The 25,146-nt window shown below is 48.5% G+C and carries 19 protein-coding genes; 9 read left to right on the top strand and 10 right to left on the bottom strand.

What is annotated here, in order from left to right:
- Positions 1–35: 35 nt before the first annotated feature.
- The 3 genes from H6570_04540 to H6570_04530 form a co-directional block, all read right to left on the bottom strand.
- Positions 36–1,430, bottom strand: a complete 1,395-nt coding sequence (locus tag H6570_04540; protein ID MCB9318528.1) for a c-type cytochrome — start codon at positions 1,428–1,430, stop codon at positions 36–38.
- A gap of 174 nt (positions 1,431–1,604) precedes the next feature.
- The gene (locus H6570_04535) at positions 1,605–2,399 is read right to left on the bottom strand and encodes a thymidylate synthase (GenBank protein MCB9318527.1); all 795 of its coding nucleotides are present in this window, start codon (positions 2,397–2,399) and stop codon (positions 1,605–1,607) included.
- A 303-nt stretch (positions 2,400–2,702) separates the two neighbouring features.
- Complete coding sequence (locus tag H6570_04530) at positions 2,703–3,965, bottom strand: DUF2911 domain-containing protein (protein MCB9318526.1); 1,263 nt, start codon at positions 3,963–3,965, stop codon at positions 2,703–2,705.
- Positions 3,966–4,168: 203 nt separating this feature from the next.
- Between H6570_04530 and H6570_04525 the strand changes: the two genes are divergently transcribed.
- Complete coding sequence (locus tag H6570_04525; GenBank protein MCB9318525.1) at positions 4,169–5,326, top strand: glycosyltransferase; 1,158 nt, start codon at positions 4,169–4,171, stop codon at positions 5,324–5,326.
- Complete coding sequence (locus H6570_04520; protein MCB9318524.1) at positions 5,323–5,901, top strand: SIS domain-containing protein; 579 nt, start codon at positions 5,323–5,325, stop codon at positions 5,899–5,901. Before H6570_04525 ends, H6570_04520 begins: the two co-directional genes overlap by 4 nt.
- A gap of 22 nt (positions 5,902–5,923) precedes the next feature.
- Here the strand turns inward: H6570_04520 and H6570_04515 are convergent, their stop codons facing one another.
- Positions 5,924–6,682, bottom strand: a complete 759-nt coding sequence (locus tag H6570_04515) for a response regulator transcription factor (protein ID MCB9318523.1) — start codon at positions 6,680–6,682, stop codon at positions 5,924–5,926.
- Between the two features lies 1 nt (position 6,683).
- Complete coding sequence (locus H6570_04510) at positions 6,684–7,820, bottom strand: histidine kinase (GenBank protein ID MCB9318522.1); 1,137 nt, start codon at positions 7,818–7,820, stop codon at positions 6,684–6,686.
- A 184-nt stretch (positions 7,821–8,004) separates the two neighbouring features.
- Here H6570_04510 and H6570_04505 point away from each other — a divergent pair, with 184 nt between their 5' ends.
- Positions 8,005–8,847, top strand: a complete 843-nt coding sequence (locus tag H6570_04505) for a sugar phosphate isomerase/epimerase (protein MCB9318521.1) — start codon at positions 8,005–8,007, stop codon at positions 8,845–8,847.
- A gap of 6 nt (positions 8,848–8,853) precedes the next feature.
- Here H6570_04505 and H6570_04500 read toward each other — a convergent pair whose 3' ends face one another.
- A complete protein-coding gene (locus H6570_04500) occupies positions 8,854–10,686 on the bottom strand; it encodes a UbiD family decarboxylase (GenBank protein MCB9318520.1) in 1,833 nt (610 codons plus the stop codon).
- Between the two features lie 124 nt (positions 10,687–10,810).
- Here H6570_04500 and H6570_04495 point away from each other — a divergent pair, with 124 nt between their 5' ends.
- The 5 genes from H6570_04495 to H6570_04475 all read left to right on the top strand — a co-directional run bounded on the left by H6570_04495 (position 10,811) and on the right by H6570_04475 (position 17,071).
- Positions 10,811–12,181, top strand: coding sequence for an RNA methyltransferase (locus tag H6570_04495; GenBank protein MCB9318519.1), 1,371 nt, complete (start codon positions 10,811–10,813; stop codon positions 12,179–12,181).
- A 164-nt stretch (positions 12,182–12,345) separates the two neighbouring features.
- Entirely contained in the window at positions 12,346–13,968 is a 1,623-nt protein-coding gene (locus tag H6570_04490) for an alanine:cation symporter family protein (GenBank protein ID MCB9318518.1), read from the top strand.
- 71 nt (positions 13,969–14,039) lie between these two features.
- Positions 14,040–15,854: a tetratricopeptide repeat protein gene (locus tag H6570_04485; GenBank protein ID MCB9318517.1), complete on the top strand. Its 1,815-nt coding sequence runs from the start codon at positions 14,040–14,042 to the stop codon at positions 15,852–15,854.
- A gap of 63 nt (positions 15,855–15,917) precedes the next feature.
- Positions 15,918–16,424, top strand: a complete 507-nt coding sequence (gene folK, locus H6570_04480; GenBank protein ID MCB9318516.1) for a 2-amino-4-hydroxy-6-hydroxymethyldihydropteridine diphosphokinase — start codon at positions 15,918–15,920, stop codon at positions 16,422–16,424.
- A complete protein-coding gene (locus tag H6570_04475; GenBank protein ID MCB9318515.1) occupies positions 16,421–17,071 on the top strand; it encodes a deoxynucleoside kinase in 651 nt (216 codons plus the stop codon). The genes folK and H6570_04475 overlap by 4 nt, the downstream gene beginning before the upstream one ends.
- A gap of 3 nt (positions 17,072–17,074) precedes the next feature.
- Here H6570_04475 and H6570_04470 read toward each other — a convergent pair whose 3' ends face one another.
- On the bottom strand, positions 17,075–18,076 hold the full coding sequence (locus H6570_04470; GenBank protein ID MCB9318514.1) for a type IX secretion system membrane protein PorP/SprF: 1,002 nt from the start codon (positions 18,074–18,076) through the stop codon (positions 17,075–17,077).
- Positions 18,055–22,026: a choice-of-anchor L domain-containing protein gene (locus tag H6570_04465; protein ID MCB9318513.1), complete on the bottom strand. Its 3,972-nt coding sequence runs from the start codon at positions 22,024–22,026 to the stop codon at positions 18,055–18,057. The genes H6570_04470 and H6570_04465 overlap by 22 nt, the downstream gene beginning before the upstream one ends.
- Before the next feature lie 196 nt (positions 22,027–22,222).
- Between H6570_04465 and sppA the strand changes: the two genes are divergently transcribed.
- Positions 22,223–23,992: a signal peptide peptidase SppA gene (gene sppA / locus H6570_04460; GenBank protein ID MCB9318512.1), complete on the top strand. Its 1,770-nt coding sequence runs from the start codon at positions 22,223–22,225 to the stop codon at positions 23,990–23,992.
- A 26-nt stretch (positions 23,993–24,018) separates the two neighbouring features.
- Here sppA and H6570_04455 read toward each other — a convergent pair whose 3' ends face one another.
- Positions 24,019–24,510, bottom strand: a complete 492-nt coding sequence (locus H6570_04455) for a DUF4199 domain-containing protein (GenBank protein MCB9318511.1) — start codon at positions 24,508–24,510, stop codon at positions 24,019–24,021.
- Positions 24,511–24,603: 93 nt separating this feature from the next.
- Positions 24,604–25,098: a response regulator transcription factor gene (locus H6570_04450; protein ID MCB9318510.1), complete on the bottom strand. Its 495-nt coding sequence runs from the start codon at positions 25,096–25,098 to the stop codon at positions 24,604–24,606.
- Between the last annotated feature and the right edge of the window lie 48 nt (positions 25,099–25,146).

The raw sequence follows: 25,146 nt of genomic DNA, 5'->3' as shown, positions 1-25,146 counted from the left end.
AGTTATATGCTGCTTACAAATCTTATTTTATCGAATTAATAGTGGCATTTCTGACATTCGGTTCCTCCGATGTCTTCTACCGTGACTCCGGTCCGCTTACCAGCTTCCAGATCATCGTGGTATTTCTTGTAGGAATCCAGGTAATAGTTATTATCACCAAAGCTTGAGACTTCTGTCTGGCGGTGGCAATTGACGCACCAACCCATGGACAGGGTGGAGTACTGACGCACTTTCTCCATTTCTTCAACCTTGCCATGGCATTGCTGGCATTGCAGTTTGCCTACAGTCACGTGCTGCTGGTGGCTGAAAAAGACGTGATCGGGCAGTGCGTGAATGCGAACCCATTCAATCGGACCCTGTAATGTGGGTTTGGTATCGCTGGTCATGGATTCTTCGATATTGGTCCACTGCTCTTCGACCGTGCGGGTACCATCCACATCCAGTGAGGCCACTCCTTCACTTTCCATGTACTGGTTGCCGATCCATTTTTTATAGATGGCGGCAATCTCATCATTGGTCAGGGATTCGTAGTTATCAATATAGGTGTCCGTATTCGGGTCAAATCCGGCAGCTACAAAGATCTTGGTCAATTCTGCAGTCCCATAGGTGCTACCATTCTTAATAGCCCGGTGGCAATTCATACAGGTGTTGGTAGCCGGAATGATGGAGTGCTTGGAGCGGCGTGCGCCGTCGTGACAGTACTGGCAGTCGATCTTGTTGAGTCCGGCATGAGTGGCATGTGAAAACTTGATGGGTTGGTCCGGAGCGTAGTTCTGCTGACGGCCCAGTGCTACACCATTCTTGACGGTAGTATAACTGCCTAAAACGATCAATGCGAAAATGGCAAACCCGATCACGGTCCGGTTGGTGAACATACTCCACATGGAATGCTTCACGGGTACCTCTCCGGTAGATTCCGCGTTGACGATTCCGCGGGTATTCAGGATGACGCGACTCATCATCAGGGCCAGGAAAACCAGGGCAACCAATAGAATGTAATAGATGTAATTTTTAGAATGAGATTCTACCGGCACGCCTTCCTGTCCGGTAGCAGTTGTCTGCGCAGCGGCGGATGCACCGGTATATACATCATTGACGTAGGCCAATATATTGTCGATCTGAGCATCTGTTAAATTCTCAAATGACTGCATTACCACCGGGCTGTATTCTTTCCAGATCTCGACAGCACGTGGATTACCATCTGCGATCAACTTTTGAGAATTACGGACCCAGGCATGCAAATCTTCTTTACTGGGCCAGCGGTCTTCAACACCACCCAATGCAGGACCTGTGAGTTTGTCCTTCATGTTCTTGTTGTGGCATGCCGCACAATTGGTCCGGAAGAGGTTCTTACCCTCTTCGATGTTATCCTGGGCGAACAAGGCCAGGGCAAAAAAGAAGCCCAGGCTGCTTAAAACCAGGCGACGCATGTTGATCTTCATATTTTTAGAAAATTTCAGCCTTTCAATGTTTTCTACGATGAGGTATTCAAAAATGTTAACCCTCTGTTAAAAACCCGCGCAAAAATAACGAGCGGTCCTATAGTTTACAATAAATCCACTTAAGCTCTATCTATTTAGACTCTATCTAAATTATGACACCATTTATACCGACACTTCCGCTCTGATATGCGGGTACGGATGATAATCGATCAATGAAAAATCATCAAACGAAAAATCAAAAATTGAACGCACAGTTGGATTTATGATCATTTTCGGAAGCATTCTTGGCTCCCGCTCCAATTGAAGGCGTGCCTGCTCCAAATGATTGGAATACAGATGGGCATCACCAAAAGTATGGACGAAATCACCGGGTTCAAGATCGCACACCTGCGCCATCATCATCGTTAACAACGCGTAGGATGCAATATTAAATGGTACCCCAAGAAAGACGTCAGCACTGCGTTGATACAATTGACAGGATAACTTCCCATCCGCAACATAAAACTGGAACAGGGCATGACAGGGCGTTAAAGCCATCTGATCCAATTCCCCTACGTTCCAGGCACTGACCAGGATCCGCCGCGAGTCCGGATTATTTATAATCAATTCGACAGCCCTAGAGATCTGGTCGATCGTTTTACCGTCCGGAGATTCCCAACTACGCCATTGTTTTCCATATACCGGTCCCAGCTCTCCAGCCTCATCCGCCCACTCATTCCAGATCCGTACACCATGTTCCTGCAGATAGCCCACATTGGTATCTCCCTGCAAGAACCAAAGCAATTCGTAGATGATCGACTTAAGATGTAATTTTTTAGTGGTCAGCATGGGGAACCCGTCCGCAAGGTTAAAGCGCATCTGATGACCGAAGACGCTGATGGTCCCCGTGCCGGTCCGATCGGTTTTGACAACACCGTCAGCCAAGATATGTCGTAATAGATCCTGGTAGGCTTTCATCTCATGATGGCTTTAATCCGTTTGGACGCTGCAAGATAGTTTTTTCTTATTAGGTATATAAAAAAACAGAATATGAAATATAAAATCCAGGGCAATATATGAAGATTTCTTCATGAATTAGGAAGAGCTTAGGTCATAATCATTTCGCCCTCATACAGGTTCCGGCTACCCTCCAGTCTGTGTCTTTGCTGAGGTTGAATCAAAAGTGGGGGATCAATCTTTGGGGTTCGTATTAGAAATAAAACAAAAAGGCCCTCCCGTCACCAGGAGGACCTTTCATCGTTTTAAGTCAGGTCTAGCGGGCTATTCATTTGATTCTGCCTGCTGCAGAAGTGCTTCAGCGTGCGTTTTTAAATTGGCAGGAGGGTTCATGCTCAGACATTTTTTCAGAGCGGATATTGCTTTCTCCTTTTCTCCATTGGTAATATATCCTTCTGCCAGGCTGTCCCATACATTGGGGTCATCTGCGTTTTTGGCAACATTGGCTTCGAAGATGCGTATGGCTTCGACACTCTTCCCGGCGTATAAAAGTTGATACCCATAGGTATTTAATTCCTGATTGGATCCCATCGCAATAGCATTTGATCGCAGGTTTTCTGCCTCCATACGCTGGCCTTGCCTGGTCAGAATATTCACCTTGACCATGGATGGGTTCATACCTCCCCCCTGGTCGATGGCTGCATCTGCCCACCGGATTGCCTGGTCCAGCTGATCCATTCTCAAGGCATAATTTGCAGCCGCACTGTATTCCTTCCAGGTCACATTGCCCCGTGACAGATCTTGCTGAATGGATTCCATCTCGGCAGCAACTGCAGATTCGCCGGTCATTCCTTTCACCCTGCTGGTGAGCTGTGCCTTGCGAAGGATGTTTTGCGCGTTGGGAGCTATAAATACGGACCGGGTCGCCCAGGTCAACCCCTGGTCCAGGTGTGTATTATTACTGAGGCAATAACCAGCCGCCTCATACCATCCCTGCCAGGTCCATCCCGGTTTACTCCTTAATTGCTCCGTCAGACTGGCGACCACTGTTTCATCCACGTCCACGGCAATCTGAAAAACAATGGCTTTATCGCTCCAGGTGACTGCACAGTTCACCGCTTCCGGAGTCAGGTCTTCAAATTGATACTCCAATCGTTCGCGCGGTTGTTCCACCGGGGCCAACGCTGCACTCACTCGTAGTGCATCCTCTGTGGGATCGTAACTAAAGCTACCCCAGGATGTGCTGTTGCTGGAAAAGATGGCGGTAACGGATTTTTCCTCCACCAAAAAGTGCAGGCCATAACTTCCGGCATCCAGCGTTTTACCATTGATCTTTACCGGTGTCGAAAAGTTAATGACGGTATTTTCATTCGCCCCGCCCCTCCAGACCTGGCCGTAAGGTACCAGCCCACCCCAGATGGTGCGGCCATTCACAGCCGGGCGATGGTAATCCACCCGAATCTGGGTAAGCCCGATTTGTTGCATAACCGAAGCAGCAGGACTTACGTCAGGAGTTACCGTTAATTGGGTTTGTGCGACCGTAAATTGCGTCAGGGCGGCAATCAAACAAGTCAATATACATTTCATTTTGTCAGGTTTTCTACTGAAAGTTAAGTTTGCTTGATGTCTTCAGTCAGCCGATAGTGATGAATGGACCTTTTCTGTGGTGGACTGTAATTCCTATGATGTTAACCCTCAGAAGATGGCTGAAATAAACCAATTCCTTAGCTTTGCCCAAGCCCAATGTAAGGGTCTGCTGGGCCCTGGGTAATACAACACAACACGCGCATTTGGAAGTAAAACCTCATATCATTTTAGTTGGGCCGGCTTACCCCTACCGGGGAGGTATAGCATCCTTTATACACAGGCTGGGTGAAGAATACCGTAAACACGACTATACGGTAGAAATCATAACTTTTACGCTTCAGTATCCGGGATTCCTGTTTCCCGGTACCAGCCAGTACAATACAGGCCCAAACCCAACGACCATCCCGATTCGCAGGATGATCCATGCGCTTAATCCATTGAGCTGGATACGCACCGGCCTTTACATCCGTAAAAAGAAAGCCACTCGCGTACTGATCAATTACTGGCTTCCTTTCTTCGGATTCTGTTTCGCTGTGATTGCCCGCCTGGCCAAAAGGTCAGGGATTACCACGATCACCGGCATCGTACACAACATCATCCCTCATGAGAAAAGACCTTTTGATCAGGCCTTTACCAGGTTGTTTGTCCGGGCGACCGATGATTTCGTAGTTATGTCCAGGTCCGTGGAAGAACAGATGCGACTCTTCACCAAAACGAAACCGGTTCGTTATCATCCCCACCCCATCTATGACAACTATGGGGATCCGGTAGATCGCAATACAGCATTGGCCGCCATACATCTTGATGCGGATTACCGCTACATCCTCTATTTCGGTTTTATCCGCAAATACAAGGGGCTGGATCTATTAATCCTGGCTATGAAAGACCCCTATTTTTTGCAAAACAAAATACGTCTGCTGATCGCCGGAGAATATTATGAGCCCAGGGAAGAATACCAGACCCTGATCCAGTCACTTCCACATCCTGAAGTGGTGGTAGAGCATACCGAATTCATTCCGGATGATCGCGTTAAATACTATTTCAGTGCGGTCGACCTGGTCGCCCAGCCTTACCGTTCGGCGACTCAAAGTGGTATCTCCCAACTTGCCATTTTTTTCGAAAAACCAATGGTCGTAACGCGGGTTGGCGGACTACCGGAAATCATCGGCGACCGGCAGGGTGGACTCGTCGTGGATACTAATCCTGTATCCATCGGTGATGCTATGAAAATCTATTTCGAGGAGAATCACCAGGCTGACTTTACCCGGCATATCCAGTCCATCAAACCACACTATTCCTGGTCTGCCTTCTTCGAATGCATTGAACGACCGGGAACTTTATCTTCAAAATCCAAGCCATGAAAGGACGCATTCCAGCCATCATCAAGGAAAGCATCCGGGTTAAAGAGCAACTGCTCCAGGATCCCGGACTGATGGATCGTATCAATCAAACCATTGATGTGTGTACTTCTGCCCTGACCAGGGATGGCAGGATATGGTTCTGTGGTAATGGAGGCAGCGCTGCAGATGCCCAGCATTTGGCGGCAGAACTGTCCGGCAGATTCTACCTAGACCGGGAGCCCCTCTTTGCGGAAGCCCTGCACGTAAACACCTCGTATCTCACCGCAGTGGCGAATGATTATTCGTTCGAAGAAGTCTATGCGCGCCTGGTACGGGCTAAAGGACGGCCGGGAGATGTATTATTCGGTTTAAGTACCTCAGGCAATTCACCGAATATCCTGCGGGCATTTGAGGAAGCTCAAAAGCGATCGATCGTAACCATCGGGATGACCGGAGAAAGCGGCGGCAAACTGAAAGCCCTATCGACCAACCTTATCAACGTACCTTCCCAGGACACTCCCAGGATCCAGGAAAGCCATATCCTCATCGGACACATCATTTGTGAGCTCATCGAACAACAACTATTTCCCAAGTAAAAGAATCACACTGATCGGCATCTCAGCTTTCATTCAGGTAAGCCATTATTTCTGGCTTATGGCCACGGCTTGAGCACCAGGACATCTGGTTGGAAAGCAGGAAACGATAGGTATTGTTCCCGTAATAATGGACCTGGGAGATATGCAACCGGTTGACTACAAAGGAGCGATGAATGCGTAAAAACATCCGGTCCGGCAATCTTTCGATCATTTCGGCCAGCGTCATCCGAACCAGGTACCGGGTATCCAGGGTGTGGACATGCAGGTAATTACCATCTGCCCGGATACCGATCACACCGTCGTACCGGAGGGTTTTGTCAATACCATGGGCGCCTTTCACAATAAATGTTGCCTGGTCTGTTCCAGCCTGGTTAGGCGATGCCTCAACAGGTACTTTATTTTTGTGCCGGTTGAGCAGTATCTGATGCCTGGCATGGTCATAGGCCCTGGCAAATCGCTGGTCATCATAAGGTTTAAGCAGATAGTCAATGGCCTGAACTGCAAAAGCCTGAACAGCGTACTGATCGTAGGCTGTCACAAAAATGATGAATGGCCTGGATGCGTCCCCACGCATTTCAAGAACTTCAAAGCCGTTTAAATCAGGCATGTGGATATCCAGGAATATCAAATCCGGCTGGTGTTCACGCATCTGCAGAATCGCTTCTTTGCCATTCCGCGCTTCACCAATCAGATCTGCCTCCGGATACATTGATAACAAACGTATGATCCTGGCCCGGGCCAGCGGTTCGTCATCAATGACAAGAGTCCTTATCCGTTCCATGTCATGCCATTTTTTTAGGAAGGACTATCGTTACCATGAAGCCCGGTTGTTCTGGATTAGAAACGCGCAGGCTGGCCTGGTCCTGGTAGATCAGTTCAAGCCGTTCTTTTACGTTGCGCAGCCCAATTCCCTTTTGGAGTAATTCGCCAGGTTCTGCATTGGTGCCATGCCCGTCATCTTCAACTTTTAGACACAGCATATCCTCTTCGCACCACCTGGCTGAAACACGGATAGTGCAGGATTCCAGTTTACCCGAAAATCCATGCTTAAGAGCATTCTCCATCAGGGGTTGTAATATAAATGCCGGCACGAGCACTCTGTTTGTACCTTGATCTATCTCATAGTCAATCTTTAGCCTATCGTTAAAACGAACCTGCTCAATGTCCAAATAGTTACGCACGAATTCCATCTCCTTTTCAAAGGGGATCAGGTGATTCTCATGAGTTGCCAGCAAACCTCTTAACAGATCACCCAGCTTGCGGATCATAGTCTGGGCATCTTTTGGCTCGATGTCCACCAGGGAAGAAATCGTATTTAAGGTGTTAAACAGAAAATGAGGCTGAAGCTGCAGGCGCAAGGCATTCAACTGGGATTGGTTGCGCTGGGCTTCCAGTCGGATAAGCTCCAATTCTTTCTGTTTGTATTTCCTGGAATAATTAATGCCGGCAAACACCAGATACAAGACCCAATACTCGACCCATTGCCCAATGAATCCTGCTGGAATCCGTACTAATGTGTTCCGGATCATCTCCCAGGTGATCTTCTCATATCCGGTAAGATGATAAGGCACCCACCAGACCACATAAGACATGATCTCATGGAACATGGCAATCAGCATGCTGAATCCGATAGCCTGCACCCATCGAGAAGTCGAAGTGCCCCTACCTACCGGAAACCTCTGCAAAGCCCAATAAACCAGAGGAGCGATAAAACCCCACAGGGTCTGATTGGTAAAGGGAGGTATGAAGTAATTCTCGAATGTCCAGTTGTTAATCTCTCCGGACATCCAGAAGGTAAAATAGAAGCGCACTCCCAAAAGCAATCCCAGTCCAAAGCCCAGAAGGATCATATAGAAATAAGGTATGGGTAACTGACTCCAGAAAGTAGGAATACGCGATTGGCGTGAATTGTTATTCATTCCACCGAAAATACGGGATTTATCTTCCGGCAAAAGTATTGGGTTATGGTTGACTAAGATTTTGGGACCAACGGGTGGATCCAGGGATCGATGGATTCGCCAATTCTTTTGTAGTGTTAGACCACATCGCCTGATATATTTTGTATTTTTTGCGCGAAATTCTCATTCAATCCAATCAGATCATATGGCACAGAAAATTTCGAGAAAATCATTCTTAGGCGGCGTTGCGGCATTGACCGGGTACTCGACACTACAGCCTTTCATGCCAAAGGATAATACTCCCTGGGAAAGTGACAAGCCCGGATATCAACTTGGTCTTGCCTCGTACACCACCCGGGAATTCAGCCTGGATGACACGATTGCAATGGCAAAACGGGTAGGATTACTGAATATTGGATTGAAAAGCATGCACATGCCGCTTGATGCCTCTGAAGAAGAGATAAAGCGATTGGCCAAAAAAGTCCGTGATGCCGGTTTGAACCTGTATGCCGCAGGGGTGATCTATATGAAATCCGCCGATAAGGTTACCAATGCATTTAACTATGCAAAGGCGGCAGGTATTGAAGTGATCATCGGGGTGCCAGATCATGATCTGTTGCCACAAGTCAATGAACTTGTTAAAAAGACCAACATCAAAGTGGCTATCCATAACCATGGACCCGGTGACAGCCTGTATTCCAGTGTAAATGACGTCAACAAGCTGATCAAAGACCTCGATTCGCGGGTAGGTTTTTGCATCGATATCGGGCATGTGGTCCGCATCAATGAAGATCCGGCAGCCATGATCCTAAAATACCACGAACGGCTTTATGATCTGCATCTTAAGGATGAAACAGAGAATAATGCTGATGGTACTCCGGTGGAAATTGGCCGGGGCGTCATCGATATACCGGCAGTCCTCAAGGCATTAAAAAAGGTCAAATACCGCGGCTTTGCTGCCATCGAATACGAAAAGGATGGACAGGATCCTCTCCCGGGACTTGCGGAGTCTGCGGGTTACATCCATGGTGTCCTGAAAATGCTTTAGAATATTCTATCCCACGCCGTACAAGCTGGCACCTTTTGCAAAAAGCTTGTCCGCTGCATTTTTGGTTTTCGCATCCACCTCCAGGACCGGTGCGTGATGCGGCTTTATCCGCGCATCGATGATCAGCGGACCACGGCATCCCCAGTGTTTGTCTTGTTCAAAAGCCCCGACTCCGGTGATATCCGGCGCCGGATTGGAACGGGTAAACGTAACCCACAGGAAATTATTCAGTGTACGGGCACAGAAATCAGCGTCATCGACGAGGACTAGCAACGGAAAATGATCCACCGTCCCGACAGGTATCGCCTCAGCCAATTGTTGCTTCCATCGTGATTCCTGTTCTTCATTTTGATAAGCTGGGGCTTCCAGACACATGATTCCGGGTAATGGGATGGATATCTTTTTCACCTTCTCCAGGACAGGGAATACCGCCGGAACTGAGGTAGCCAGGGACCTCAGCTTTACCCCACGGGCAGCCACCACCAGTTTGGATCCTGCATTCCAGTGATCTCCCGAATAATCCAGCGTGTCGATTGTTGTCTGAGTTTGGAAATGGAGATCGCGATCCCAGTGGACGCGCTCCAGCACATGACCAAAAAAACGGGGGATATCTTCCGTAGTCAGATCTGAATATTCATCCTGCGCTGCGATAAACAGATATTTTGCCAGTGACGTTTGCCCTTTACCCAGCAAGTGGTTGGCGATGGTCAGGATCTCTTCAGGCCGTTGTTCGCGGAAAGGCATGTAGCGCTCTTTTCCAACGGCCAATAATAAAGGATGTACGCCGGCGGCATCTACCGCATTGATGGATACCAATCCCGGAAATTCCGTGGATGTCAATGGCTTCACGATCTCATGGATGAGGTAGCCAAACCAGGTATCCTCCTGCGGTGGCCTGCCCACCACCGTAAAATGCCACACGGCATCCTTGCGGTGATAAACCTTGTCCACCTTCATCACCGGAAACGGATGTTCCAGGCTGTAATAGCCCAGGTGATCCCCGAATGGCCCTTCCGGCTTTAAAGTCTCTGGTAACACCTCACCAGAAATGCAAAAATCAGCATCTGCTCCGATAACATGCTCTCCCTCCCACCTGTAACGATAACGCCTACCGGCCAGCATCCCCGCGAACGTCATCTCCGACAAGCCTTCAGGCAATGGCATGATGGCTGTAAAAGCGTGGCTGGGAGGACCACCTACAAAAATTGATGCAGGAAAACGCATGCCTTTGGCCTGATAGGCCTGATGATGTATGCCTATCCCGCGATGCAGCTGATAGTGTAAGCCTACCTCTTGATTGGGTAAATACGCATTACCGGATAGCTGGATGCGATACATTCCCAGATTGGAATGCATGATGTTTTTATCCTGTGGGGGTAAGGTACATACCTGCGGCAGTGTAATAAACGCACCGCCGTCCTTCGGCCAACCGACGACCTGGGGCAACTGATCAATCGTGGTTTGTCCATATTCCACAGCAGTGTTGCGACGAAGTCTTTTAGGCAAGGCACTCAATGCGGTCCAACCGACCCCGGGGGCACGGTACCATTTCTTCAGTAGGTATGCAGGATCATTTTTCACCCGCACCAGCTCTTCCACCCGGGCCAGCGTATCTCTGAATAAAAAGCGGATCCGCTCTTTACTCCCATAGATGTTTGAAGCAGCTGAAAATGGGCTTCCTTTCACCTTTTGGAACCACAATGCCGGCCCTCCGGATTCAAAGACCCGCCGATGTACCTCCGCCATCACCAGTTGAGGATCTACCTCTTCCCGGACCACGATGAGGTAACCATGGCGCTTTAAATCTTCGAGACTCTCCCTCAGGCTTCGGTACATCAAACTTTTATTTTTCGTTTGTAAAATAACAGTTGTCTGCATATGTTTGATCAAATCACAGATCTGTCCATGCTGATGCAGGTATTTTCTCTACAAACAATTGGTCATCCCGCCAAAACAATTTTCGATGGTCCGTCGTAAGATCCCGGCAGAACTGGCATCCTGGCTTTCTATCCCACTGGGCGATGAATATAACCGGTTTGAACAGTCCATACAGGAAGATCCGGTCACAGGCCTTCGCACCAACCCTTACAAGCTGTATCCCCTCCCCTGGCCTACACACCCCATTCCGTGGCATCCGGACGGGCACTTTTTAGATGCCAGGCCCACATTTACACTCGACCCAGGGCTCCATGCCGGTGCCTATTATGTACAGGATCCTTCCACCATGCTGTTGTATTCCACGCTCAGGGAGGCGATTCAAGGTACGCCCAAAAGGGTCCTGGACCTGTGCGCTGCTCCCGGTGGGAAATCGACCCTGATCGCCTCACTTCTCAGACCAGACGATCTTCTTATTGCCAATGAAATCGTACCTCAACGATATCACATATTGCACGAAAATCTTACCAAGTGGGGTATTCCCAATGTCGTGACCTTATCAGCCCGTCCGGAGCAGCTTCAGGACAAATGCCCGGCTCTTTTCGATGTGATCCTGGTGGACGCCCCCTGCTCCGGGGAAGGTATGTTCCGCAAAGAGCCCATAGCTCTGGAACAATGGTCGACCGGTCTGGTCCAGCAATGTGCCCTACGGCAGGAAAGTATCCTGGAGGCAGCCTGGGGCCTGCTTGCACCGGGAGGCTCACTGATCTATGCAACCTGTACGTACAACCATTATGAGAATTTGGATCAGGTGAATCATTTATTGAGGGAATTTCCGGAAGCAAGTTCCGTTCCCAGGCACGACCTCCCTGCCAATGTGATGCCGGTAACGACCGGTGATGCCACGGGATATCAATGCTGGCCACACCGGATCAGCGGAGAAGGCTTTTTCTTTTCAGTACTGATAAAGGCTGCTGATACACCACTGCAATCCTGGAAGAAACCGAAACTTCTGCATTCGAAAGTTCATTCGTCACTCGAAAAAGTGTTTACCCGGCATATCAGTGACCTTCAGGGACTGGCTCCCCTAGACCATCATAACATGCTCTATGCAATTCCGTCAGCACATCTGGAACTTGTCTCATCATTCCTCCATCATTTTCCGCAGGCCGAACCTGTGACCGGACTGGGGCAATTAATTGGCCAACAATTTAAACCACACCCGGCACTGGCTCTTTCGACGGTCTATCAAGTCTCTTTTCCGGATCTTGAACTGGAACTGGATCAGGCACTGGTGTTCCTGGCACAAAAACCTTTACCGATTTCCGCACCTCCGGGTTGGCTCCGCATAACCTACCAGTCGTTGGGGCTGGGATGGGCAAAATCAGTAGGCAACCGCTTAAACAATTATTATCCCAAACATTGGCGTATCAGGCATTTGCCCCGGGAATACGAATGAAAAACGGTGCCCTGTATAAAAGAATTTACCGCTATTCTTTCGTCACAAATCAGACACCCTCATGGCACTTTCATTTTTAGGCTACTTTCCTAACCGGGATTTTTTCTTAATTTCCCGCATCCAATTGGATAGAAAGCAACCGAAAAAACAAAACCATCGCACGTATGAAGAAATTTTTCCTCGCAATGGGAGGACTCCTCTTCCTCCAGATATCCTTATTTAGTCAGGCAGCCGTTGATACCACCGGTTTAGACTACCGGATCAATGAGGCGTTCACCCCATTTTCGAATGCCTGGCAAAATATCGTATTATATCCCATCCCGTTGGGAGGGGGCAAAGAATTACCCATCGTTTTACTCCTGCTGATCGGTGGTGCGTTGTTTTTTACCATTTATTTTTCGTTTGTCAATATCCGCAGGTTCCCTCTGGCGATACGTGTAGTCCGCGGCCAATACGATGAAATGGATCATCACGAAGCCATTTCACCTGATTCTTCGATTGTGGTTGACGGGGACGTGCTCCGGACCATTGAAGACGAAAGCAAACATGGTGAGGTAAGCCATTTTCAGGCACTGGCTACTGCTGTATCCGGTACCGTAGGACTTGGCAACATCGCCGGGGTCGCGCTGGCCATCGCATTAGGTGGTCCGGGCGCTACTTTCTGGATGATTATCTGTGGATTGTTGGGTATGTCAACTAAGTTTGTGGAATGTACTCTTGGTGTAAAATACCGTGATATCGGGCCTGACGGGACCGTCTATGGCGGACCGATGTACTATCTTTCAAAAGGACTGAAAGAAAAAGGCTTCACCGGCCTCGGTAAAGCATTATCCTTCATTTTTGCATTCCTCTGCGTTGGTGCCTCCTTTGGAGGTGGTAATGCAGCCCAATCCAACCAGGCTGCCTCCCAGCTGGCTTCCATGTTAGGGATGCAAGGCGGCGCCTCCGGCACCATCATCGGTGTAGTTTTAGCCATAGTGGTTGGATTCGTCATCATCGGAGGCATCAAAAGGATCGCATCCGTTACCGAGAAGATTGTTCCTTTCATGGCAATTCTGTACGTCGGTGCCTGTATTTTTATCGTCTTCGAACATTTCAGCCTTATCGACGATGCTTTCAGGGTGATCATGGAAGGCGCCTTTACCCCGCAGGCCGGATTAGGTGGTTTGGTCGGTGTATTGATCATCGGATTCCGCCGGGCAGCTTTCTCCAATGAAGCCGGTGCCGGATCAGCGGCTATCGCACACTCCGCAGTGAAGACCAAATTTCCAGCATCGGAAGGACTCGTCGCCTTATTGGAACCATTTATTGATACTGTTGTAATCTGTACCATGACCGCCCTGGTCATTATTTTCTATAATTTCAATGGCGTATTTGAATACGGAACCGGTTCGGTGATTGTCAACGGAGTGTCCGTTGAGGGATCAACACTGACATCCCTGGCCTTTGGGGAGCGCATTTCCTGGTTTCCCTATGTTCTGACAGTAGCCATCGTCCTATTTGCTGTTTCGACCATGATTTCCTGGTCCTACTACGGGTTACAGTCCTGGAAATACCTCTTCGGCCGTAGCAAAGCTGCTGACCTTTCCTACAAGGTTATTTTCCTGGTATTCATTGTCATCGGTGCTGCGGCAAACATGAGCGCGGTGTGGGGCTTTTCTGATGCCATGATTCTGGCTTTGGTATTCCCTAACATGCTGGGATTACTCCTCCTTTTCCCCAGAGTAAGAGAGGAACTCAACCGGTATTTACTGGCTATCAAGAAGTGGAGCCCTGCTTCAAAATAACGTTACTGATATTGGCAGGTTTTCACAAATTGTCTTTACCTGTCAAACTGATATTTTGAAGCGATTGATCTATGGCAGCTGAAAAGAAACGTCCGGGAAAACCCAAAAAGTCTTCGGAGCGGATACCTGTTATGCCACTGGCATGGTGGTGGGGAATAGTACCGGCAATAGTGACATTTATCTTATACATTCCGGCTTTTCAACTTGGTTGGACAAACTGGGACGATCCACGTTATGTGCTGGAAAATGAATCCATGTTGCAATTGGACTGGGGCGCCCTGATGACCCAATCCTTCGTGGGCAATTTCCATCCGTTAACCATGTTATCACTGGGTATCGACCACCTCCTCTTCGGAACCTCCGCTTCGGGGTATCATGTGATCAATGTAGTCCTGCATGTACTGTCTACCATACTGGTGTATCATTTATTTTCCAAAATGTCACGCAATGGATGGGTGGGATTATTCACAGCTTTATGGTTTGGGATCCACCCCCTGCACATCGAATCGGTAGCCTGGATCGCAGAAAGGAAAGATGTCCTTTATGGTCTCTTTTTTATCGCCGGACTTGTTTCCTATCTCCATTACCAAGGCAGCCGCAACCGCATGTATTACGCGGCAACACTTTTATGCTTTGTGCTCGCAGTGCTTTCCAAGGCGATGGCGGTCGTATTTCCGGTGGCTTTGTTACTGATGGATTACTGGAAATATGGTCGCTTCAAACAGGAGGCCCGCGACTGGAAAGAAAAATTGCCCTTTTTTGTCATTGCTTTGGCCATTGGAATTGTGGCCATTGTGGTTCAACAACAAGCGGGTGCCGTCTCGAAGATGGAAGCGTTATCCTGGTATAACCGCATCACGGTAGGCTTTTATGGTCTGGCTATGTATCCGCTTAAGCTGTTATTTCCTTTTCATCTGAGCAATGTCTATCCTTACCCCAGGCTGACATCAGCCGGGATGCTTCCTTTCAGCTATTACCTTCTGGCCCTCGCAGGGGCAGGTCTCCTGGTCGTGATCTACATTCAGTGGCGTAGAAGAAAAATGCTGATGTTCTGGAGTTTCAGTTTCTATACGCTATTGGTTTTGACCGTTCTGCAATGGCTTTCGGTGGGCTCGGCGGTTCTTGCAGATCGATACAGCTACGTCTCTTCACTGGGTATATTTTTCCTGATGTCCGCCGGAACATCCATTCATATGGCACGCTTTAAGAATTGCATTCCATGGCTGGCATTCCTCACTGCCCTGACGGTTGTATATGGCGCCGTCACCTGGACACGAATTCCGGTCTGGAACAATAGTGAGACTTTGTGGCGGGATATGATCAGAAAATATCCCAACCGGTATGCCACAGCCTATAAAAACCTGGGTAATTATATGGCTCAATCCGGCAACACGACCGAAGCACACAGGCTACTGAATACCGGTGCCGGGCTGGATCCTTTTGATGCTGAAATCCAGGAGTCACTGGGCAATGTAAATAGCATGGAGGGCAAAGTGGACGTTGCCATCCGAAACTACGACGAAGCGCTTAAGATTGACCCCAATTTGATTTCAGTCTATCAAAACCGGGGAATTGCTTATTCTTTACGGAAAGAATATAAGCTGGCTATCAACGATTTTGACAAAGCGCTGGAAATGGGCTCTTCCGAAAGGGATGTGCTGCCCAACCGTTCCTTTGCTTTACTTTCCAGTGGAAAGCTGCAGGAAGCCATAGATGGATTTACACGTTGCATTGAATTGAATCCAAAGGAAGGGTCCTTTGATTATTTCATTTCCCAGGCATACTTCAATAGTGGAAACCTCATTGCAGCCCGCAAGTTTCTCAACTCAGCCAAACAAAAAGGATACACCTCCATCAGCGCGGACTACGAGGCAAAACTGAATTGAACGGTTAAGGAGCTATCGTTTAAAAATTTTTCGACTTACCTAATTTTGTCGGAAATTGCATTCATGACACCCTTACCACCACCGCACCAGGTCATCCTCTCATTGGGAGGGAATGTAGGACAAGTCCTGGATACATTTACCAAATCCCGGGAGAGGCTGATCAGGCAGGTAGGTCCGATAATCAATGCAAGCCGGCTCTATTTTACAGAACCATGGGGTGAACCTGACCAGCCCCATTTTTATAATCAACTATTGATGCTCGAAACGGGCCTATCACCGTTACAGGTTCTGCACGAGTGCCAGCAAATCGAAATTCACTTCGACCGGACACGCACCGTACACTGGGGACCACGTACGCTTGACATTGATATCCTTTTTTACGACCATCTTGTATTGGATACCGAAGAACTTATCATTCCACACCCAAGAATACATGAAAGAAATTTTATATTGGTCCCTTTAATGGAAATTGTTTCCGACTGGGTCCATCCGGTCTATGATCTCAGCATTGAAGAATTGTATAACCAATGTGAAGATTTCAATGAAGTTATGATTGCCGAGGAAGAATGAGTCAATCAATACCACATCAGTACATTTGTATCGAAGGCAATATCGGTGCCGGAAAAACGACGTTGTGTCAGCGCCTAGCCCAGGACTTTAACTGCAATCTGGTACTGGAAGAATTCACCGATAATCCCTTTCTGCCTCACTTTTATAAAGATCCGGACCGTTTCGCACTCCCGCTTGAGTTATTTTTTATGACGGAAAGGCATAAGCAGCTCGAAAAATCACTGATTCATCAGGATCTCTTTCATGAGTTTATCGTTGCTGACTACTTCTTCCTGAAGACCTTATTGTTTGCCAAAAACAATCTGAAAGAGGATGAATACCGGTTGTTTCAACGCATGTTCTTTACCCTGGCCAACAATTTCCCTAATCCGGACCTGCTGATCTATCTGCATCGTTCGCCAGCCAATCTGTTGAAGAATATTGCCCAGAGAGGGCGGCAATTTGAAGCAGAGATCCAGTTGAATTACCTGCAGGCCCTTCAGGATATTTATTTCGAATATTTCCGGTCAGAGGTGAGCTTCCCGATCATTATCCTGGACGCTGACCGGCTGGACTTCCTGTCCAATGATGCAGATTACGATGAGGTTAAGAACCTCATAACCAGGACCTACCAGCCTGGTGTACACCGCATCCAGCTGATCAATTGAGGTTTACTCATCACGTAGTACGTAACGGTACTGAATAAGAAGCCGCGTGCCCCAACGATTCACTCTGGACAGTGCATCTTCAACCCGTAATCCTGCGAGGTGATCTTTCCAGCGGATTCTGGCTTGTAATCCGCCATGCATAAATTGTACCTCATTTGGATCGCGATTCACTCCTAGAATGCCGCCAAGTTGAAAAGTCGTTTCTTCCCGGTCCTGCTTTCCTATGCGTATGTAACCCTGCAGTTGCAGGTCGGATAATTTTTCAAGGCGTGTATACCACCCTTCCGCTCCGAGAGTAACCTGTTCCGTATCACGGTATTCGAGCTGTCCCAACAGCTGCATTTGCGAAGGCAGTACATAGGACCATCCATCCATGTCCAGAGATGGGGTATTTAAGGTGGCAAAGGACGGAACAAGCAGCATGGTCCATGGACCGGTCATCAACCGGTAATACAGACCGGCGTGGACCACGGGCTGGACATTTGAACTCCAGTTCACTCCACTCAACTGTTCATTTGAATTGATAGCTGGGTCGAACTGATAAAGTTGATCATTAAACTGACTGGAAAAGATCCAGTCTCCTGCATCCAGATTAAGGTGATAAAGTCCCAATTGAACCCCAGCTCCAACAATGTTCCGGAAATCTGCTCGCGGTTCATTCAGTTCACGACGATAAGCGATCCCTGCAGCAACCTGCTGGCTGCGAAACAATGTACTCACCTGCTCCTGCCGGATATTTAATCCTATGGCCAGGTGATCGTATCCGGTCTGTAACAACCGAACAGCAGCATCCGCATTCCACTGTCGGATCCTGGTGGATTTTTCCTGCCCCTGGGTAGCTACATAAGCTCCTGCTTCCATCCTGCCCTGATCTCCAATACGTGCTGGCATGGAACTGCGATCCGGCCAGACAACCGTGATGGTTTGTCCGCAGATTACCCCCACGGCTACAAACCACATACCATATATCAGCAGCCATTTCTTCATCGCAGCAATTGTATCCATCCACTCAGTGATTCTTGCTTCCCGGGCCTGGTCTCCGCACGGACAAGCCAGCGGTAAGCCCCGGCTGGAACCTCCTTCCCCCGGAATGTCCCATCCCAGCCTGAGGACCGGTCATTTAACACATTGGTATCTGAATCGTACAACAAGTTTCCCAAACGGTCCCAAACCATGACTTCGAGCAGTCGAACTGGCGGTGTCCCGTGAATCACAAAATGATCATTCAGTCCGTCCCCGTTCGGCGTAAATGCAGTAGGCACCTCGATCAACACCTCATCTTCGACGGATATGTCCAGATAATCCTCAGCCCGGCATCCCTTTTCATCCATGACGATCACTTTTAATGAGGTAGAATACGAGGGTTGGATCGATAGCGTCGGGCAATCCAAGCAGTCAGCAGGCACTCCCGTTCCAGTCCAGACCAGTGCTGGCTTTCCCTGTGCATTTTCAATCACCGGACTGACCACCAATGTCTGGCCATAGCGAATTACGGTATCCCGTCCCAGGTCGATACGCAGGCTATCCGGTGCAAGGACCACCACGGTATCTTCAGCAGTACAATCTGCCTGATCGCGAATGAACAGACGGTACATACCTTCCGATAAGTCACGGAAAAGGCCGGTAGTCTGCCACTGCATGCTATCCAGGGAAAAGAAAACCGATCCATTGGATTGCAGGACCTGGATCATAAATAATCCATCCTGATAGCCTGCGCAAGTCACATCACTGGTAGCCAGGTTGTATTGCAGCGTATCCAGAGGATTAATTTCAAAGGTCCTGGAAAAACTGCACCCCCGGTCATCGTTGACGAAAGCAGTATATTTTCCGGGTTCAGCGAGTTTGATCCCATATCCGTTACTCATGTATTTTGAGCCACCGGTCCAAATAATCGAATAGGGTGCAAATGCAGGATCCAGCTGCATGTCAACCGCCCCTAAAGGTCCCAGCAAGCAACTGGGTTGAATGGTCTTAGCTTCAACCAATGCGGTCCTACCGGGTGACACCAGCTGGCAGGCGGTCTGCTGGCATCCCTCATTGTCGGTTACCGTGACGCAGTAATTACCGGGTTGGACTTCAGTCAGTACGTTTTCTTCCCACCCATTGTTCCATTGATAGATATACGGGGATACACCACCGGTCGCTACGACCTTCAGTTCACCGCCACCGGCATCAGGACAGGAAATGGCTTCGCTCTCCCACTCTACCTTTAGTAATTCCGGTTCGTTAATGACCGCCATGGCGGATACCTGACAGCCGGAAGGATCGGTGACTGTGACGCGGTACGAACCTGCTGCCAGATTGGTTGCCACTGCATTATCAAGGAACGGGTTATGTGACCAATCAAATTGAAACGGACCATTGCCACCCGACACATCAATCCGCACCTGGCCGGTCTTAGTCCCGGCGCAATGGATATCCTGCTCTATCACGGTGAGTTGCAGGTCCTGGGGAATGGATAATTCGACCGTGCGGTAAGCCGCGCACCCTTTTTGATCGGTGACCACCACCCGGTTTGGTCCAAATGGCAGGTCTTTCGGGTTGGGATCATTATTTCCATTGGACCAGGCATAGGCATAGGGGGCATTCCCTCCCGAGACCAGAAGTTCTGCCTGACCATCACTGGCATAGTGGCAGGTTACCTCTTGTAAGATCCGGGCTTCCACATTCAGTAAGTCAGGCTCCGCGATATGGATCGTAAATTCCGACTTACAACCCTGTTCATCCGTTACAACCAATGGATAAGTTCCGGCAGCCAGGTTATTGAAACGCCCGGTATTATTCTCAAGGCCCTGCATCCAGTAAGTATACCCGGCGTGTGGCTCAACCTGATATTGGTCAATGCGTTGTCCAAAACAGGCAACTGAAGTATCTCCTGGGGGACTGATTATTGGCCCTGCAGCACAGGGTATGGCCGTACAGTTGAATGTGATGACCGAATCGAGACAAGGTCCCTGAACCTTCAGATAGAATTTATCCGTCGGACTGGATTGAACGTCATAAACCTGACGGTAAGGTGTCCGGTTAGGAGCAAACCAGTCAGAGCCATTCGTGCTTACCTCGTAAGTAACACCTTCCTCATAGTTCCAGATAAAGGCTAAACTATCATTCGTAGCTATACATTGGATACCTGTGGAATCCATTCTATTGGGAAGCACCTCGACATGCATTTGCTGGATGTCCTGACAACGTAAAGAAGTACTCCGGATCAGGGTATAATTTGCCGATGAGTCCGGATCAGTAGATAATAGCTGGCAATTTGTGCAAGGGTTGGAATCATCACGGTTCCAGACCCAGGTTTCCTGCACCGGGTCATTTAAGGTAAGATTCCAGTCACGCAACTGACCCTCCTCTTGACTGTGGTTATAGATGGTGAGATACCAGGTTCCAGCCACCGGTCCGCTATAGGGCAGGTGGATGACCGGCATCTGGTCCGGACGATAGGAATCTGAAAAAGGTGGTGTGGCATCGCGCCACAGTGTGGTAGAATCCCAGTTAAAACAAGCACTGGTCCAGCCCCGGGGTCCTTCACCTGAGAGGATAAGGGGGACTCGGACACCACCGGGCGTCGTCAAATACACATCCCAATTGGCATTTGTATTTGCAGAGACCGCCATGCAGAATGATTGGAGCCATTGCAGATCCAGATAGGGTGCAGGGAAGTAAGGGATCTGCAGGGAATAATCATTCCTCCCCGGACTGACCGGCCCCCTGCTTCCCCGGTAATTGTACCGGATTGGGGCATTGGAATTTCCGAGATATTCCAGGGAGGTCCCCTGACAGACTACCGTGTCTTCAGGCATCTGCTCAATCGTTTTAAAACCATCGAGCAAAGTCAGATGAATGGTATCGGCTCCACAAGAGCCATAGGTCAGTATAAAATAGATGGGTTCATCACCCTCGTCTTCCTGATCCGGTAAAGGCACCAATTGAAACAATATACTGCTGCCAGCAATATCCTGGCGCAGTGTCTCCCGTACGTAGAGATCATCATTATTGCCCCGTGTACCCACTACCTTATAGTGCACCGGTGTCAGCGTGTCCAGCCAATCCAGCTGGATCTGCATCGGATTACAGCCTTCCTGCAAGATAAAAGGCTCTGGCAGCGTCCCTTCGGCAAAACGATAGGGCACCGACTGGAAACTATTGGCCTCGATGAAGACACCTGTATCAAAATGATCATCTGCCAGATCGGCTAAAGCCAGCTCCATTTGATATTCGGCACAGGGCACCACGTCGGCGGTGGCCGTAAAAGCATCCAGATACGCATTATAAGCAAAGACCTGACCGCCTGAATTGTCATGGTAATACTGGGGGTAAACAGGTTTGCAATCCGGTTTTAATGGATTACCCTGATGAATGGTGTTCACTGAAACAATGGTGTCGGTACCAGGGACAACCGCGAGGTTTTGTAATTGATACTGACCACCGTCCGGGTTTGGTCCGGAAAGGAAAAAGCCGAAGACATCATTAAAATTACTACAGGTAAACTGCGGATATTCTTCCGAGGCAAAAAAATAGCGGAATGCAATCCGACTGGTGGCCGGCCGAAAACGAATGGTTAATTTGGCTACATCGAAGAGTAGCTGATCGGTCGTATCCAGCGTATGGACCAGCGCTTCGAGTCCTTCTGCACTGTACCGGAGTCCTGAGGTTGAAGTACTGAGATTGTCGCTGCGATTCGGTTGAGCCAGCGAGTCCACCAAACCAGTGGAGAGGACCATGCCCTGATCAAATCCGGTAGTCGCCTGGTGGTCTGTAAAAAACCCGATGGCCCGTGAATCACCTTCGTACTGAATGGAGAGGATCTCCACACCACCACCTAGGAGGAACTGTCGAATTGCTTCTTCCAGTTTTACGGGCAGTTTATCCTCGGCAAAAACCTGCAGTCCCTGTGACCACATGGGCAAGGCTACCAACATACAAACAACCCAGAGCAATCCACTTCTATTCATCACCTCAAGCAGTGTGTAAATGGGGCGTGAAATTAAAAAATTTATATTCGGAGGTCCGGTGCGACCTATATTTTTAACGCATGTCCGGGACCCATTGATCTAATTAAGGCACCTTTCCATCTAATATTCCCATACGGCGGTTGAACAAGCATTAGCTTTGAGCGATTTATTAGATATAAGGCAGTTATAATCGATCATGAAACAATTTTTTAAATTTCTATTTGCTTCCTGTCTGGGTACCATTCTCGCATCAGTAATCCTGGTATTTCTGGGGATCGCAATGGTGGGGTGGTTCACAAAAGTTGCGGAAAAGCAGGTTGCCGTAAAGCCCAACACGGTTCTGGACCTGTCACTGGATTATGCATTACCAGAATTGACCAACAACGTTCAAAACTTCTCATTCTCTCTGGAACAAAAAGACTATGTCGGACTTCAGGACCTGATCACCCTGCTGAAGAAGGCCGAATCAGATAACGATGTAAAAGGAGTCAAACTTGGCAGTATGTCCAATCTCCACGGACAGGCCACTGCCCTGGCCCTAAAAGATGCCCTTGATGAATTCCGGAAATCCGGAAAGTTCGTCGTTGCTGACGGGAGGTATTTTGACAAGACCGGTTACCTGGTGGCATCCGCGGCAGATCACATCATTATTAATCCGGTTGGAGGTGTTGACTTCAGGGGTTTTGCGTCGATAACTCCATTTTTTAAAGATGCACTCGATAAAATAGGGGTTAAAATGGAGGTCTTCTACAAAGGCCAGTACAAAGGGGCAACCGAACCATTCCGCCTGAATAAAATGAGTCCGCAAAACCGCTATCAGATTCGGGAGTATCTGGAAAGCATCTATGCACTCTATCTTAAGGAGATCGGCGAGGATCGCAATCAGACCACAGACCGACTGCGTGAAATCGCCAATGAATTTCTGGCCCAAAATGCAGAACAGGCTCTTCAATACGGCCTGGTGGATGAAATCGGGGGACCCTTTGCTGCCGATGATTACATCCGCAAACAGATAGGACTGGAAGAGGATGATAAAATTAATTATGTCACCATGGATGAATACAAGAAGGCCCGTGGTCTCGGCACGGATTACAGCGCCCGGGACAAAATAGCCGTATTGTATGCAGAGGGTGACATTGTGGACGGAAGTACAGCCGAAGGTGTGATTGGGGGAGGAAAATATGCCAGGCAATTGCGTAAGATCCGCCTCGATGACAAAATCAAAGCCCTCGTTTTACGGGTAAACTCTCCGGGGGGTAGTATTATGGCATCCCAGGACATCCTCTCCGAAATAGAAAAAATAAAAGCGGCAGGAAAACCAGTGGTCGCTTCCTATGGTGATTATGCAGCTTCCGGTGGCTATTTTATTTCCTGTAAATCGGACTTCATCATCAGCGAACCGAATACACTGACCGGATCCATCGGCGTGTTTCTGATGATGCCCAATTTCAATGGCCTGCTGGAAGACAAGATCGGGATTTACGTTGATACCGTTTCTACCGGTAAATACGCGGCAGGGTTTACTTCACTGTTACCCCTCTCGGATGAAGAGGGAAGAATACTGCAGTTACAGACCGACAATTTCTACGACCTGTTCATCTCCAATGTATCCGAAGGCCGGAAGATGTCCAAAGAAGCTGTCCATGAAGTAGCTCAGGGGCGGGTCTGGACCGGGGAAGATGCCCTGCAGGTAGGACTGGTGGATCAGATTGGCAACCTCAACGACGCTATTAAGAAAGCCGCTGAATTAGCAGGTATTGATGATTACCGGACTGCTTCCTATCCTCCGATCAAAGATCCTTTAACACGGATTCTGGAACAAGTTACGGGACAAAATTCCGATGACCTGATTTCTTCCAGGTTGAAATTTAAACTTGGGAAATGGGAACCATACGTCAGGGAGCTGGAATTCTGGCAAAACCATCAAGGTCCTATGGCACGGTTGCCCTTTATCATCCAGGACTGAGGCTGTCAATCAGGACATTCCTCTGATCAGCGCTTGTTGATCATTGCAGCGATAAGTGTTATCAGCAATCCTACCGGAAAGATTTCCATAAAGGTGTAAGCGATCAATATGTATGGCTTGCTGTAGTTGACCTTCATATCCTGCATCGCTTGTATTTTGGTAAGATTGCCATCCGCCTGCAGTTGATCGATTTGATTCTGAAAATATTGATCCATCATATTCTGGCCCGGCCCCAGGTAATAATAAATGGTCCAGCTGATCACATAAATTGCCGAGGCGATCAGTGTAATCAGCATGCCTACCTTCACACCCTGCCAAAACGTGATATTGCCTGCTTGTACCCGGTCACGGTATTGCCTGATTCCCAGGTATATGGTAGAAAGGGCGATGATCATGGAAGCGAAACCGGCAATTTCGGTGAATCCGCTTCCTTCCCCGGCTACCAATACCACCAATCCCATTATTGCCGGTATCATGAATCCGGCGATCAATCCATTGGTTAAAATGATTTTACGCATATTCGTTTTTTGAACTAAAATTGCAGCAAAGACTGATAAGACGCATCCGCCTAAAGTAGGATTTTAACCAATTATCCAGAAAAAATGACTATTTCAGCGAATCCAACCCATTCTTTTAGCATGCCGGATAGCCTGGGTACGTCGCTTGGCATCCGTTTTTTGCAGAATCCTTGAAACATGGGTCTTCACAGTGCTGATGGCGATATAAAGATCATTGGCAATTTCCTGATTAGACTTTCCGGCCGCCATGGCTACCAGAACTTCATATTCCCGGTCACTTAATCCATTGACAGGTTTCGTCGCATGATCCATTGAAATGCGTAGGTCCGTTCCATCGTTGGAAACCTCATGAATCTTAACCATGGATGCCGTGGATGTCACCTGACTGGTTAGGACACGGCCTCCCCATGCACCTACGATCGTAAATAACAGCCCTATCCAGAAAAATGCCCAACGTGGATCGATCGCTTCAAGGGTATAGTTGAACTCAAGCCATGAAATGAATCCCGACAAGCCTCCAAACAATAGTCCATACCCTAATAGGTATGACCATTTGATTCGAAAGAAGGGTATGTTACCGTAAATCATGTACCGATATTACTTTTACCTTTATGATCGCCGCACAGCTATAATCAA

The organism is Lewinellaceae bacterium, from assembly GCA_020636135.1.
Lineage (GTDB): Bacteria > Bacteroidota > Bacteroidia > Chitinophagales > Saprospiraceae > JAGQXC01.
Note: the sequence above shows the minus strand (reverse complement) of the source record. Positions and strands in the feature narration are given on the sequence as shown.

Excerpts from the sequence above, each read along its gene's own strand:
- H6570_04540 (MCB9318528.1), bottom strand. The coding sequence starts at position 1,430 with ATGCGTCGCCTGGTTTTAAGCAGCCTGGGCTTCTTTTTTGCCCTGGCC.
- H6570_04535 (MCB9318527.1), bottom strand. The coding sequence starts at position 2,399 with ATGAAAGCCTACCAGGATCTATTACGACATATCTTGGCTGACGGTGTT.
- H6570_04530 (MCB9318526.1), bottom strand. The coding sequence starts at position 3,965 with ATGAAATGTATATTGACTTGTTTGATTGCCGCCCTGACGCAATTTACG.
- H6570_04520 (MCB9318524.1), top strand. The coding sequence starts at position 5,323 with ATGAAAGGACGCATTCCAGCCATCATCAAGGAAAGCATCCGGGTTAAA.
- H6570_04515 (MCB9318523.1), bottom strand. The coding sequence starts at position 6,682 with ATGGAACGGATAAGGACTCTTGTCATTGATGACGAACCGCTGGCCCGG.
- H6570_04510 (MCB9318522.1), bottom strand. The coding sequence starts at position 7,820 with ATGAATAACAATTCACGCCAATCGCGTATTCCTACTTTCTGGAGTCAG.
- H6570_04505 (MCB9318521.1), top strand. The coding sequence starts at position 8,005 with ATGGCACAGAAAATTTCGAGAAAATCATTCTTAGGCGGCGTTGCGGCA.
- H6570_04495 (MCB9318519.1), top strand. The coding sequence starts at position 10,811 with ATGGTCCGTCGTAAGATCCCGGCAGAACTGGCATCCTGGCTTTCTATC.
- H6570_04490 (MCB9318518.1), top strand. The coding sequence starts at position 12,346 with ATGAAGAAATTTTTCCTCGCAATGGGAGGACTCCTCTTCCTCCAGATA.
- H6570_04485 (MCB9318517.1), top strand. The coding sequence starts at position 14,040 with ATGGCAGCTGAAAAGAAACGTCCGGGAAAACCCAAAAAGTCTTCGGAG.
- folK (MCB9318516.1), top strand. The coding sequence starts at position 15,918 with ATGACACCCTTACCACCACCGCACCAGGTCATCCTCTCATTGGGAGGG.
- H6570_04475 (MCB9318515.1), top strand. The coding sequence starts at position 16,421 with ATGAGTCAATCAATACCACATCAGTACATTTGTATCGAAGGCAATATC.
- H6570_04470 (MCB9318514.1), bottom strand. The coding sequence starts at position 18,076 with ATGGATACAATTGCTGCGATGAAGAAATGGCTGCTGATATATGGTATG.
- H6570_04465 (MCB9318513.1), bottom strand. The coding sequence starts at position 22,026 with ATGAATAGAAGTGGATTGCTCTGGGTTGTTTGTATGTTGGTAGCCTTG.
- sppA (MCB9318512.1), top strand. The coding sequence starts at position 22,223 with ATGAAACAATTTTTTAAATTTCTATTTGCTTCCTGTCTGGGTACCATT.
- H6570_04455 (MCB9318511.1), bottom strand. The coding sequence starts at position 24,510 with ATGCGTAAAATCATTTTAACCAATGGATTGATCGCCGGATTCATGATA.
- H6570_04450 (MCB9318510.1), bottom strand. The coding sequence starts at position 25,098 with ATGATTTACGGTAACATACCCTTCTTTCGAATCAAATGGTCATACCTA.